This is a genomic window from Pseudomonas sp. BS-2016, assembly GCF_001806145.1.
Classification (GTDB): domain Bacteria; phylum Pseudomonadota; class Gammaproteobacteria; order Pseudomonadales; family Pseudomonadaceae; genus Aquipseudomonas; species Aquipseudomonas lundensis.
The window spans coordinates 171,654-184,826 of sequence record NZ_MLCT01000019.1; the positions used below are offsets into that span (position 1 = coordinate 171,654).

Genomic DNA, 13,173 nt, shown 5'->3' on the forward strand with positions numbered 1-13,173 from the left:
GTTCGCACCGGCGGGGTCTTTCAGTTGGCGCTCACGCCATCTGCACGGAACATGGCGCGAATGCCGCGCACCGCCTGACGAATTCGATCCTGATTTTCGATCAGCGCAAAGCGCACATGGTCATCGCCATATTCACCAAATCCTACGCCCGGTGAGACGCAGACTTTGGCGTCCGCCAGCAGCTTCTTGGCAAATTCCAGCGACCCCATAGACGCGTAGGCCTCAGGGATCTTGGCCCACACATACATGGACGCTTTCGGGTTTTCGACCATCCAGCCCAGCTCATGCAGCCCTTTGACCAGTACGTTACGGCGCTGGCGGTACTGCTCGGCAATGTCTTTCACGCACTGTTGGTCGCCTTCCAGGGCAGCAATGGCGGCGACTTGCAACGGTGTGAAGGTGCCGTAGTCGTGGTAGCTCTTGATGCGCGCCAGCGCGCTGACCAGTTCGGCATTGCCCACCATGAAACCAATGCGCCAGCCTGCCATGTTGTAGCTTTTTGACAGGGTGAAAAATTCCACGGCGATGTCTTTTGCCCCCGGCACTTGCATGATCGAAGGGGCCTTCCAGCCGTCGTACACGATGTCGGCGTAGGCCAGGTCGTGCACCACCAGCACGTCATATTGTTTGGCCAGCGCCACCACGCGCTCGAAGAAGTCCAGCTCAACGCACTGCGCGGTGGGATTGGACGGGAAGCCCAGAATCATCATTTTTGGCTTGGGAATCGATCCGCGGATGGCTTTTTCCAGCTCGGCGAAAAAGTCTACGCCGGGAATCAGCGGCACTGACCGCACTTGCGCGCCCGCGATGACAGCCCCGTAGATGTGGATCGGATAGCTGGGGTTGGGTACGAGCACCGTGTCGCCCTGATCCAGCGTGGCCAGCATCAAATGCGCGAGGCCTTCCTTGGAACCGATGGTGACAATGGCTTCGTCTTCAGGGTCGATGTCGACGTTGTAGCGATCGGCATACCAGCGGGAAATAGCCCGGCGCAGGCGTGGGATGCCGCGCGAAGTGGAGTAGCCATGGGTGTCTTCGCGTTGTGCGACCGTGCAGAGTTTTTCAACGATGTGCGGCGGTGTCGGGCCGTCAGGGTTGCCCATGCTGAAGTCGATAATGTCTTCGCCACGGCGCCGCGCAGCCATTTTCAGCTCGGCGGTTATGTTGAACACATACGGGGGGAGTCGATCGATGCGCGCAAAGCGGCGCGGCGAACCTTGGTCTGCCATGTTGGCCTCTGATACGTAAGCGCCCGGAACCGTCCGAGCGACGTGAACCACTGCGGTGGTCCGGGCCAAACAATAAGGTCGATGGTGGCCTTTTGTCTAGGGGCTGTCAGCGGCGATTTTCGATGAGACGCGATGATTCTGTTCTGGCATGTGAGGGCGATGCCTTTAACCCGCTTGCTGGCTCGCCAAGGGGGAGTGCAGCGCCAGGGTTAAACACCGCTCGCCCTGATACGCCTCACCCCCTTCAATCCAGCCCTGGCCCTTGTAAAAATGCAGGGCTGACGTGTTGAACGGGCTGACGGAGAGCATCAGTTGGTTGATCTCTGGCCAGTAACCGTGCAGTTGCCGGGCTAACAAGTTGAGGCAGGTTTTGCCGATCCCTTGGCCCTGAAGGCGTTTGTCGACCTGAAACGCATGCACGGTGGCGCTGCCCGGTTCGGCCCAATGCGCCAGCAGCGGTGCGCGCTTGAGTAGTAAAAATGCCACGGGCAGGTCATCGCCCAGCAGCACGAACCCTTTGATACCGGCATGTGGGGTAGCCGGCAGAGAGTACAGGGCGCATTCAATGTCGCCGCAGTAGGGGAGCTGCTCCGGATGGACGTTGATGGCACGCAGTTGCTGGCGTTGTTCAGCCGTCAGGTCATCGTAAGTGCAAAGGCGGGTAAGCATGGCGAGGTCTGTCATGGCGCAATGGAAGAGCTCACAGGTGAGCGTTAAAGCGGTGCGCCAGTGTCTACTCATCTTCGCTGCAAATACATCCTTTTTGCGGGCTCAAGACCGGGAGTTTTCTGCGACCGACAAACGGGATGAGCCTGCCGATGCGTTGTTGGTAACGCCGGTAGGGATCGCCAAACAGCACCAGCAGATCTTTTTCCTCAAGTCGGCTGCCAATCACGATATACAGCGTGCAGGTCACGGCGAACACCAGTCGCCCGACGGTCATGTGCGGCGTCGCCCAGAAGGCCATCAGAAAACCGGCATACATCGGGTGCCGCACGACTCTGTACAGAAGCGGGGTTTTGAAAGAGGTATCGGGTGCTTTTAACCGCAGAACAGTGTCCAGTGCCTGCTTGATGCCGAACAGTTCAAGGTGGCTGATCAGAAACGTAGCCACCAGTACCAGAGCCCAGCCCAGCCAATACACCCCTGTCAGCAGGGCGACGGCCAAAGGGGACTCGATGCGCCACACGGTGATGCTGACCGGTTGCCACAGCCAGATCATCAGCGCCAGCACCGCACTGCTGAACAGCACATAGGTTGCGCGTTCAATCGGTGCCGGCACGAACCTGAGCCACCAGTGTTTGAAGGTTTTGCGCGCCATACCGCTGTGTTGAATGGCGAACAGGGTAATCAGCAGCACATCGATCCCGATTGCCCATGGCCAGGGTACCCGGCTGACGGCGGTATCGATGCCTTTAGGGACGCCAATCGAGCTGAGAAAGCCGATGAAGTAGATAAAGACCAACAGAAAGAGCGCGTAACTCAGAAGGCTGTAGGCCAAAGCGGCAAGTTTGCCCGCGAGGGTGGAAATGGACGATTCCAAGCGTGTATTGCCGTGCATGATCGACTCCTTTCGAACAGGGCAAAGTACCTACCATAGCCCAGCGTAGACGCCTCAAGCTGCCATTGGTCGTTTCGAAAAGATGCCGTGTTTAATGTACTGACCTCTCCTGCACAGGAACACACCCTCAGCGCCGTGCGCCTAACGGCAGGTGGAAAGCAAAGACGGTGCCGTGTTCTTCACAGGAGGACACTTCAATATGGCCGCCGTGCGATTGAGCGATCTGGCTGGCGATGTACAGTCCCAATCCCAGCCCGGCTTGTGGCGTGTCATTGGCGGGGCGTGAGTAGGGCTGAAACAGCTGTGCCTGGACGTGGGGCGGAATCGGGTTGCCCTGGTTGGTTACTTTCAGAGTGAAGAGGTCATCGTTCACTTGGGCCTGCACTTCGACCACCCCGTGGGTTGCGCCATGGTTGATGGCATTGGCCAGCAAGTTGGACAGCAATTGCGCCAATCGACCGCTGTCACAATGCAGCCCATCAATGGGGCCGATGTCTGCCTCAATCTGGCGCTGCGGGTGAACACTTTGGACTTCCGAGATGACATGGGTAAAAACGTCATTGAGGTCGGCAGAGTCATGCAGTGTCAATGGAATACCGGCCCCCAGGCGCCCTCGGGCAAAGTCCAGTACATCTTCAACCAGCCGTGCGGCACGTCGGCCGCTGGTCAGAATGTGCTGCACCAGATGATCGGATGCCGGGTTAGGGTGTTTGCGTAGCAGTCGTTCGGCGGCGGTGGTAATGGCGAACAGCGGGTTACGCAAGTCATGGCCCAGCACGGCAATAAACTGCTCGCGCAACTCGGCGGTTTCACGTTCCAGAAGTAGCGCGGTTTCGGTGCGTTGCTGGTGTTCTTCGGCGTCCATTTGCAACGAGATCAGTCGAGCGAACGACTCCAGCGTGGTCTGGATGGTGCTGCTTTTGAGTGTCGCGGGTTCAGGGTCCAGCGCGCAGATGGTGCCGAAAAATCTGCCGTCGGTACGGAATACCGGCACCGTGATGTAGCTTTCGAAACGGTACAACTTAGGGGTGTGATGGTTCTGGTAGTGCGGGTCTGTACTGACGTTATCGATAATGATCGGCTGATGCGACCCCATGCTTTCAAAACACAAGGTGGTGGCCAAATCCAGTTCGCCGCCGGGTTTTAACCCGAACCCGAGTTTGTCGAGCACGGCACACGCCGTCCAGCTGGTGGCGGTCACGCGGGCGATGGCCGCGAATCGCATGCCGGTCATTTCACTGATGACTTGCAACATGGCCGGCACTGCACTGATGCGATTGATCGTTGCGATGTCAGTTTCTACGCCTTGCACCATGGATCGGGGTCTCGGTTGAACGGGGTAGGGGCAATTTTAGCGAGAACTCGCTTATGCGCTACAACTGAGGCGATATTTTATAAAAAGAGTGGACGCCGACATAAAAAACCGCGCCACTCTAGAAGAGGGCGCGGTTATTTATTAAACGCTTAACTCAGGTGTCTTGTTTATTCTTCAATACGTCGCCCGTTTTGGCGTCCAGTTCAACATCCCACTTAAGGCCCTGGGCGTCACGCATTTCAACTTCATACACCAACTTGCCGTATGAGTCATCAAGTTCGGTATCCAGAATAGTGGCCCCCTTATGTTGGGCCAGCGCCTTTGCATTCAGCGTTTCAAAAGAGGTGATTTCACCCTTCTTGAGCAATTCGGGAATGTGGTCCGGACGAACATCGGCTTGAGCCAGACCGGCAGTCAGTGTCAGGGCAGCAGTGGCAAACAATACGCTAAGTGCTTTCATGTTTAATTCCTCTTGGGTGAGCTGTTTAAGTGGGGCCAGATTAAACATCGCAACTTAACTCACCCTTAATTTCTGCCCTGAAACTGAAGAAAGCCTCAAATCGATCAGTAACCGTTCTTTTCGAGCAATTGGTTAACCGTTAACGGCGCCGGGCGTTGATAGAACTTCAGCAGCTCGGAGGCGCGGTTGGTAAAGATGCCGTCTACGCCAGATTGCATGACATGCTTGAAGTCCGCCGGTTCATCAATGGTGTACACGTGTACCAGCATGCCCTTGTCGTGGGTCGCTGTGTTCATCCAGGGCTGGACCAGGTCGAAGTAGCTCTGATCGCCACCGGCCGCCAGCGCAGCCGAAGGCCCCGTACCGATGGCCCCGTGGGCTTTGGCAAAGTCCAGCCAGCGTAGGAACTCGGCTTTATCCTTGGGTTGCTGTTTGGCGTAATAGGCGGCTTTATCTTTCTCGCCAGAGTCGGCAAAACTCACGTCGGAGTTGGGCGCCATGCCACCTTCACCGACCCATAACAGCAAGATTTTAGGGGTGTCGGGCATTTCTTTTTGCAGCAGTTCAAGGCTGCTTTTCTCAAAGGTTTGCAGGATGACGCGGCCTTTGCCCTGACCCACGCCTGGTTCGCCGCTGACCGTGGTGACAGGTTGCAGCCAGCCGCGCTTGCTCAGCGCGTTTTTAAGGTCATGTTCAAGGCCCGGGAACTGCTTGGGCTCCTTGGTCTCGATGTACAAACCGGGTGTGTGCTGAGGGCTAGCCTCGGCGATGTCGATGATTTCATCCAGGGTCAGGATTTGCAGACCCTTATAAGACGGGCGAGCGCGCTCAGGGTAGGCCGCGTTGAACCAGCTGCCCGCATCCAGGGTTTTCAGCTCGGCCATGGTGAAGGCGTTGGCCGGGCTGTCTTTGCGCTCCGGGAATTTTGTCGCGACGTCGGTGGTGCGCAACAGGCTGTTGTCATGCAAGGCAAACAACACACCGTCTTTACTGCGCTGCAGATCCATTTCCAGGTAATCGGCACCCAGGTCGCGGGCAACGGTGTACGCCGCTGCCGTGGATTCAGGGGCGTCGAATGATGCGCCGCGATGGGCGATAACGGCCGGCCGCGGGATGCCCTGAGCCTTGGCCAGTTCCGCTTGAGCCGTGTCAGACGGGCGGGCGGCGTGTGCGCCGCTCATGCCCAGCAACAGGCTGAGGAGCAGGGCGCTTTTGCCAAAAATATCCGGCATGGGGTGAGTTCCTTTCGATCGGTAAAATTAAGGGCGTCTTTTTAACAACTGACAGCCTCGGGGGCTATCGAGAACCCGACATAAATGTGCGTGAGGGGCAATTTGCTGCGCTTTTAAGGTGTGATCTGCAGTATTCTGGCGCGCAACAGCGTCCCCGGCAGAGGGAACACACCTTCATCCTTGCGTGTAAACCATCGTCCTAGAGCCTTTAGCGCTCATTAGTGAGGTTTACCATGCGCATCACGTCTGAACTGATCTGCCAGGCCGCCGATCAACTTAACGGCTTCGTTGGTTTCAATCGTAAGACAGGCCAGCACATTGTCCGTTTTAGTGAAGATTCCTTCGGGATGGACGTCGCCGACGACAACATCACCCCCACCAGCGAATTTGTCTGGCAAGCCGGGGATGCCGACACCATGACCCTCAAGCGTGAGCTGGTTCAGTTGCTGCTGGATCAAAACATCGATGATCGGCTCAACATCACCGAGCCGTTGCGTGTGTATATGCGCAGGCAAGATATTCCTGAGATCAGTGCCGTACGACGTTGCGTTACCCCCTAGGCGGGGTCCGGAAACACCTCGGCCGCAGCCACGCTGATTTTGTTGCGGCCGGTGTTTTTGGCGATATACAGCGCTTTGTCGGCTTCGTTGAGCCACAGGGAAGCATCGTTGAAATCGTCGCGGTATGACGCCAGCCCGATGCTCAAGCTGACCCGCAACGCCGGGTCATTGTCATGCAGGTCGTTGCAGAAAACTTGGCGCAGTCGCTCCATGATGTCTTGCGCCTGCTCCAGGGTGCGGTCGGGGAGGATGACGCAAAACTCGTCCCCGCCATAACGCCCCGCCAGGTCCTCGGCCCTCAGGTTGTCCTTGAGTTGTTTGCTGAATTGGCGCAACACGCTGTCGCCGACGATATGTCCGTACGTGTCATTGATGCGCTTGAAATGGTCGATATCAATCAAGGCCAGCGTCGCGCGTGAGTTATTTTTCCGGCACTGCTCAAAGCTGAGCTGTAAGAGGTCTTTCCACGAACCGTGGTTTAACAGTCCGGTCAGGCTGTCGGTACGGCTGAGGGCACTGAGGGTGCGTTTGTGTTCGGCCAGTTTGATGGCCAGCCGATAACAGACCATGCCCACCGCAAACGGGTAGAGCGTCAGCATGGGCAAGCAGGCGTAGATCTGCAGGGGCGTGATGGTCGTGCTGAAGGCCACGCCCAATAACCCCCATGAAATCAGCACACCGGTCAGTTGGGCCGCTGCGCCACGAAGCAGCATTTTTTGGCCACCCGCTGCGACGTTATTCATGATCATCATCGACAGGATGGTCACCGTGGGTAACGGATTGAACTGCATGCTCGCGGCCCAAAACCCGCCCAACAATGAGTCGATCAGCATGTTGCGGCGCTCGGCCTGAAACGGATACGCCGAGCGTGTCGAGAGCCGCAGGGCCAAGTGTGGCCAGATGAACCCGTTGAATAGCAACAAACCCCATAGCCAGGCAGGCGGGTCGAGCGGATAAAGAGTCGCCATTACGCTAAAACAGCCGATGCCTAACCCTATGATGCGGGGCACATAGATGCGTTTGGCGAATGACAGGCCTTTGCCTCTTTTATTGTCCATGGCGTGGTCTACGAAAAAGGGTGGTTCAACGGGTGTTGGATCAGGTATATGCCGCGCGGGCTTTATGCAATTCAGATCAAGATTGTTCAAGCGTAGCTGCTGAACGTTTCTCAATGGGCATCATTTCAGGGCAGGGTAGCGGAGTGTTAAAGCAGAGGGCAGAAAAATAGCGATTGACCGTCTTTCGTGCTCAACGCGCACAGGGTGAGCTTTTGCGGTTGATGGGCCTGGTGCGTTGGATAGAGTCCGTGCCTGGCCCTGTCATCAGACGAGACTGGGTATTCCCATGCCCCCTCTTTGGTGATTCACAACGTCACGCTGGAGCTGGCCTTCCCTGGCCAGTACGCGCGGTTGGATCGGATGCCTGCCCACGCCAGGCAGCATGGCTGGCGTGGCGTTGAACCTGTATCGCCCGGTGTTACTCGATCATGGCGTAATCGCCGCGACCGATCGGGTTCGGGGTAGTGCCGCGAATGTTCTCGCCTCTGCCGGGAGCGAAACCCGGAAAGAACACCAGTCCTTCAGCCTCAAGGCGGTGAGCCAGGGCCAGCAGGGTGACGTCGCGAATCGGTTCGCCGGACTCAAAGCGTTTAATGGCAGCTACCGAAACACGGGACGCTTCGCTCAGTCGTTCAAAGCTCCAGCCCAGCATTTCGCGTGCCTGAGCGCAGTGCAACGGGGTGAATTGGTTGAGGACGATTTGCTCAAGCGTATTGCGCATCGCTGAGTTCGACATGGGGATTCTCCGGGGCTGGGTCTATGCTTGAAAAAGTACTGTGTTTTTATACAGTTGTTTCAAGCGAGGATCAAATCCATTTTTTTGATCTGTTCCCGCCGTGAGATCCCGACCCAACCCCTTGATGTGAGCCGATGTGCCCAAGCCGTGATCTGTCGAATATTTCGATTGAATTGGCGACGTTTGCCCGGCCACAAAAAAAGGCTGCCCGTGGGGGCAGCCTTTCAAGGTCAGCGTTTAACCGCGCCGGGTATCAGTCCCAGCTCAGTGCGCCGCCCGTTTGGTACTCGATCACGCGGGTCTCGAAGAAGTTTTTCTCTTTCTTCAAGTCCATGATTTCGCTCATCCACGGGAACGGGTTGGTCGTGCCCGGATACTCTTCTTTCAAGCCGATTTGCGACAGGCGGCGGTTGGCGATGAACTTGAGGTAGTCCTCCATCATCGCTGCGTTCATGCCCAACACACCGCGCGGCATGGTGTCACGGGCGTATTCGATTTCCAGCTGCGTGCCTTGCAGGATCATCTGCGAGGCTTCTTCCTTCATCTCGGCATCCCACAGGTGCGGGTTTTCGATTTTGATCTGGTTGATCACGTCGATGCCGAAGTTCAGGTGCATCGACTCATCGCGCAGGATGTACTGGAACTGCTCGGCAACCCCGGTCATCTTGTTGCGGCGGCCCATCGACAGGATCTGGGTGAAGCCGCAGTAGAAGAAGATGCCTTCCAGCACACAGTAGTAAGCGATCAGGTTGCGCAGCAGTTCCTTGTCGGTTTCAACGGTGCCGGTTTCGAACTTCGGATCAGAGATCGAACGGGTGTACTTCAAGCCCCACGTGGCCTTTTTGGCGACCGAAGGAATCTCGTGGTACATGTTGAAGATCTCGCCTTCATCCATGGCCAGCGATTCGATGCAGTACTGATAGGCGTGGGTGTGGATCGCCTCTTCGAACGCCTGGCGCAGGATGTACTGGCGGCATTCCGGGTTGGTGATCAAACGGTACACGGCCAGGACCAGGTTGTTGGCAACCAGCGAGTCGGCGGTGGAGAAGAAGCCCAGGTTGCGCATCACGATGCGGCGTTCGTCGTCGGTCAGGCCTTCCGGGTTTTTCCAGAGGGCGATGTCGGCGGTCATGTTGACTTCTTGCGGCATCCAGTGGTTTGCGCAGCCGTCGAGGTACTTCTGCCAGGCCCAGTCGTACTTGAACGGCACGAGCTGGTTAAGGTCGGCGCGGCAGTTGATCATCATCTTTTCATCAACGGCTACACGAGCGCTGGCGCCTTCGAGCTCGGCCAGGCCTTCAGCGATATCAAGGTTGTCCAGTGCGGCCTTGGCACGCTTGATGGCCTCGGAGTCACTGGCCGTGACAGCGCGAGCCTCAAGTGCCGCAACGCCGCCAGCGGTGTCCAGGCGGTCCATGTTGGCTTCGGTTGCGTGACCGGCATTGGCGCCTTTGACGGCGACTTCGCCTTCATCTTCTTTATCGAATTCGTCCCAGCTCAGCATGACGTGTCGTCTCCTGCGTGAGGGCCTGACGCCCGTGTGATAACGCTTAATGGTTGAGTTGTCACACGGCCATTGGCCGCTTGGATCTAAGGAATGTTGCTTGCAGCAGCGGTAAGCGCACGCAAAAACATGAATGTATTCGTAGGGTTGGCCCGCTGTCGCTGAGGGGATGCAGTGGTTTGTGCATCGCAGCCTGGCCTTGGGCCGGAGCAGCGTGGGTTTATAACCCGGGAAGGGGATATATCAAGCCCTTTTGACGGCGGGAGTATACGGGTTTTGTACAGGGTATTTCAGCCAGTTTTTTTCCGCGGATGCGACGAAATGCCCTGATTTTAGGGTGGACTTGGGCGAGGCAGCGGCTGGGCGAGGGTTTGCCGCAGGCAGATTATTTTTGCGTGGGTCTTGCCGGGGTGTGTGCAGGGCGAGGTGAGGCCGGGAGGGGGGTGTTTGCTGTTCGGGGGGACTAAGCCCGGTCGAAACCGGGCGTTAAGTCACTCGCGGTGTCAGCTCAAGCGATGACCCTGGGTGCGGTCATAGCCATCTTCGGCAAAAGAGGCCGAGCGGGTGTTGTCGTAACCGTCTTCGGCAAAGGAGGCCGAGCGGGTGTTGTCGTAACCATCTTCGGCAAAAGAGGCCGAACGGGTGTTGTCATAACCGTCTTCAGCATAAGTGGCTGAATGAGTGCGGGTGTAACCGTCTGCTGCAAAGGCAGCACTTGCCAGTACCGATAGACTAAAAGCCAATATCAGCGAGCGTTTCATGTACGAGTGTCCTGAGTAGTGACTGGCGGGCATTAACGCAACACGTATATAAACTTGTGTGCCGTTAAAGTTGCGCCCTGAATAAATAAGTAGGGGGTTAACTTAAAACAGTAAGTTAGCCGTTCGAGCAGCCATTGCCCATGACGCGATACTCCAGGGTGTGCTGCATACCGTGGGAGTCTTCGTACACCATTTGTGCGGGCACTACTTCGCACACGTTAGGCACTTCAGTCATGGAAATAACTTTGGCAATGTCCAGTTCGGAAGAGTAGGAGTAGTGTTCAACGGCAGGTTGCTGGCTGGAAACCGGGGTGTTTGATTCATCCGCCATGGCGGTTAAACACACACTGCTGAGGGCCAGAACTAACAACGCTTTCATTTCAGGGTTACCTGTTTTTGGTCGAGTGGGGTCACGTAGCCCTTATGAGGCCACGTGTGAAACTTGATGAGTTAAGTGCGACTGAGCGTGCCTTCGTGGGGGCTGTAACTTGCGTTAATCGCGGTGCCTTGGTTGGCGAGAGGAATTTTATGCCTGCGCCGGGCCTGCATATAGAGGGCGTTTTGATAAAGACTGTTGACAGATTCTGCAACAATCGCCGAAAACAGCAGGGCAAGGCAGTCTGGCGGCGCGGCTTTTGACGGGGATGTGGGCTGTAAGTGGCGAGCTTGAGCCTTCTTGATAAATATGACGTTTTTTAAGCAGGTTTCTTACTACCAACGTCGAATGGAACTCACGCGGTGGCCCGGCTACAACAGGGTCATAAAACAACAACTACAAAAAAATTGAGGTGTGGAACATGAGTGCAGCTTCCCTGTATCCCGTACGCCCCGAGGTCGCAGCCAACACGCTGACCGATGAGGCGACCTACAAGGCGATGTACCAGCAATCTGTCGTCAACCCGGATGGTTTCTGGCGCGAGCAGGCCAAGCGTCTCGACTGGATCAAGCCTTTCACTACGGTCAAGCAGACCTCTTTCGACGATCACCATGTCGACATCAAATGGTTTGCCGACGGCACCCTCAACGTGTCCTATAACTGCCTGGACCGTCATCTGGCCGAGCGCGGCGATCAGGTGGCGATTATCTGGGAGGGCGATGACCCTTCCGAGCAGCGCAACATTACCTACCGTGAACTGCACGAAGAAGTGTGCAAGTTGGCGAACGCCTTGCGCGGTCAGGACGTGCACCGTGGCGACGTGGTGACGATCTACATGCCGATGGTGCCCGAGGCGGTGGTGGCCATGCTGGCCTGCACCCGTATCGGTGCGATTCACTCGGTGGTGTTTGGCGGCTTCTCGCCTGAGGCGCTGGCCGGTCGCATCATCGACTGCAAATCCAAGGTGGTCATTACCGCCGACGAAGGTATTCGGGGCGGCAAGCGCACGGCGCTCAAGGCCAATGTCGACGAAGCGCTGACCAACCCAGACACCTCCAGCGTGCAAAAGATCATCGTGTTCAAGCGCACCGGCGGTGACATTGCCTGGTACAAACACCGTGACATCTGGTACCACGACCTGATGGCTGTCGCCTCAACGCACTGCGCGCCAAAAGAGATGGGCGCTGAAGAAGCGTTGTTCATCCTTTATACCTCCGGCTCCACCGGCAAGCCCAAGGGCGTACAGCACACCACCGGTGGCTACCTGCTGTATGCGGCCCTGACCCATGAGCGCGTGTTCGATTACCGCCCGGGCGAGGTGTATTGGTGCACGGCTGACGTGGGCTGGGTCACCGGTCATACCTACATTGTCTACGGGCCGCTGGCCAACGGTGCCACCACGGTGCTGTTTGAAGGGGTGCCGAACTACCCGGACATCACCCGCGTGTCGAAGATCATCGACAAGCATAAGGTCAACATCCTTTACACCGCGCCTACCGCCATTCGCGCCATGATGGCCGAGGGGCAGGCAGCCGTTAAAGATGCAGACGGCTCCAGTTTGCGTTTGCTGGGGTCGGTGGGCGAGCCGATCAACCCCGAAGCCTGGAGCTGGTACTACACGACCGTCGGCAAAGAGCGCTGCCCGATTGTCGATACCTGGTGGCAGACCGAAACCGGTGCGTGCCTGATGAGCCCGCTGCCGGGCGCGCATGCCCTCAAGCCCGGTTCGGCGGCACGGCCGTTCTTCGGAGTGGTGCCTGCGCTGGTGGATAACTTGGGCAACATCCTCGAAGGCGCCACCGAGGGCAATCTGGTGATCCTCGACTCGTGGCCGGGTCAGGCGCGCACGCTGTACGGCGATCACGACCGCTTTGTGGACACCTACTTCAAGACCTTTCGCGGCATGTACTTCACCGGTGACGGCGCGCGCCGTGACGAGGATGGCTATTACTGGATCACCGGGCGTGTGGATGACGTGCTTAACGTTTCCGGGCACCGCATGGGCACGGCTGAAATAGAAAGTGCGATGGTTGCGCACCCTAAAGTTGCCGAGGCCGCCGTCGTTGGCGTGCCGCACGACATCAAAGGGCAGGGTATTTACGTCTACGTCACGTTGAATGGCGGGGAAGAGCCCACAGACGCACTGCGTCAGGAGTTGAAAAACTGGGTCCGCAAAGAGATCGGTCCCATTGCGTCGCCCGATGTCATTCAGTGGGCGCCGGGCCTGCCCAAAACCCGTTCGGGCAAAATCATGCGCCGCATTTTGCGCAAGATCGCCACGGGTGAGTACGACGGGCTGGGGGATATCTCGACGCTGGCCGATCCGGGCGTGGTGCAGCATTTGATTGAAACCCATAAAGGCATGAAGGTCGCGTAACACC

13 protein-coding genes are annotated in these 13,173 nt (G+C 57.3%); 2 read left to right on the top strand and 11 right to left on the bottom strand.

The genetic code is table 11. From position 1 onward, the window contains the following. Positions 1-20 precede the first annotated feature (20 nt). The 6 genes from alaC to BKD70_RS11180 all read right to left on the bottom strand — a co-directional run bounded on the left by alaC (position 21) and on the right by BKD70_RS11180 (position 5,797). Positions 21-1,229: an alanine transaminase gene (gene alaC, locus BKD70_RS11155; RefSeq protein WP_047277007.1), complete on the bottom strand. Its 1,209-nt coding sequence runs from the start codon at positions 1,227-1,229 to the stop codon at positions 21-23. Between the two features lie 165 nt (positions 1,230-1,394). Next, positions 1,395-1,898: an N-acetyltransferase gene (locus BKD70_RS11160; RefSeq protein ID WP_047277006.1), complete on the bottom strand. Its 504-nt coding sequence runs from the start codon at positions 1,896-1,898 to the stop codon at positions 1,395-1,397. Between the two features lie 64 nt (positions 1,899-1,962). Next, positions 1,963-2,790: a methanethiol S-methyltransferase gene (gene mddA / locus BKD70_RS11165; RefSeq protein WP_047277005.1), complete on the bottom strand. Its 828-nt coding sequence runs from the start codon at positions 2,788-2,790 to the stop codon at positions 1,963-1,965. A gap of 127 nt (positions 2,791-2,917) precedes the next feature. Further along, positions 2,918-4,105, bottom strand: coding sequence for a GAF domain-containing sensor histidine kinase (locus BKD70_RS11170; protein WP_047277002.1), 1,188 nt, complete (start codon positions 4,103-4,105; stop codon positions 2,918-2,920). A 154-nt stretch (positions 4,106-4,259) separates the two neighbouring features. Further along, a complete protein-coding gene (locus tag BKD70_RS11175; protein WP_047277001.1) occupies positions 4,260-4,565 on the bottom strand; it encodes a PepSY domain-containing protein in 306 nt (101 codons plus the stop codon). A gap of 104 nt (positions 4,566-4,669) precedes the next feature. Continuing rightward, positions 4,670-5,797: a glycerophosphodiester phosphodiesterase gene (locus BKD70_RS11180; RefSeq protein WP_047276999.1), complete on the bottom strand. Its 1,128-nt coding sequence runs from the start codon at positions 5,795-5,797 to the stop codon at positions 4,670-4,672. Between the two features lie 233 nt (positions 5,798-6,030). On the opposite strand from BKD70_RS11180, the gene BKD70_RS11185 reads away from it, so the two are divergent. Beyond that, a complete protein-coding gene (locus BKD70_RS11185; protein WP_047276997.1) occupies positions 6,031-6,357 on the top strand; it encodes a DUF2025 family protein in 327 nt (108 codons plus the stop codon). Here BKD70_RS11185 and BKD70_RS11190 read toward each other — a convergent pair. The 5 genes from BKD70_RS11190 to BKD70_RS11210 all read right to left on the bottom strand — a co-directional run bounded on the left by BKD70_RS11190 (position 6,354) and on the right by BKD70_RS11210 (position 10,795). Beyond that, the gene (locus tag BKD70_RS11190) at positions 6,354-7,415 is read right to left on the bottom strand and encodes a diguanylate cyclase (RefSeq protein ID WP_047276995.1); all 1,062 of its coding nucleotides are present in this window, start codon (positions 7,413-7,415) and stop codon (positions 6,354-6,356) included. The genes BKD70_RS11185 and BKD70_RS11190 overlap by 4 nt on opposite strands. Positions 7,416-7,833: 418 nt before the next feature. Then, on the bottom strand, positions 7,834-8,151 hold the full coding sequence (locus BKD70_RS11195; RefSeq protein WP_047276994.1) for a helix-turn-helix transcriptional regulator: 318 nt from the start codon (positions 8,149-8,151) through the stop codon (positions 7,834-7,836). Positions 8,152-8,404: 253 nt separating this feature from the next. Then, a complete protein-coding gene (locus tag BKD70_RS11200) occupies positions 8,405-9,655 on the bottom strand; it encodes a ribonucleotide-diphosphate reductase subunit beta (protein ID WP_047276991.1) in 1,251 nt (416 codons plus the stop codon). Positions 9,656-10,158: 503 nt separating this feature from the next. Next, the gene (locus BKD70_RS11205) at positions 10,159-10,416 is read right to left on the bottom strand and encodes a hypothetical protein (RefSeq protein WP_047276990.1); all 258 of its coding nucleotides are present in this window, start codon (positions 10,414-10,416) and stop codon (positions 10,159-10,161) included. A gap of 115 nt (positions 10,417-10,531) precedes the next feature. Then, positions 10,532-10,795, bottom strand: coding sequence for a DUF2790 domain-containing protein (locus BKD70_RS11210; protein ID WP_047276988.1), 264 nt, complete (start codon positions 10,793-10,795; stop codon positions 10,532-10,534). Between the two features lie 418 nt (positions 10,796-11,213). Here BKD70_RS11210 and acs point away from each other — a divergent pair, with 418 nt between their 5' ends. Then, positions 11,214-13,169, top strand: a complete 1,956-nt coding sequence (acs, locus tag BKD70_RS11215; RefSeq protein ID WP_047276985.1) for an acetate--CoA ligase — start codon at positions 11,214-11,216, stop codon at positions 13,167-13,169. Positions 13,170-13,173: the final 4 nt, after the last annotated feature.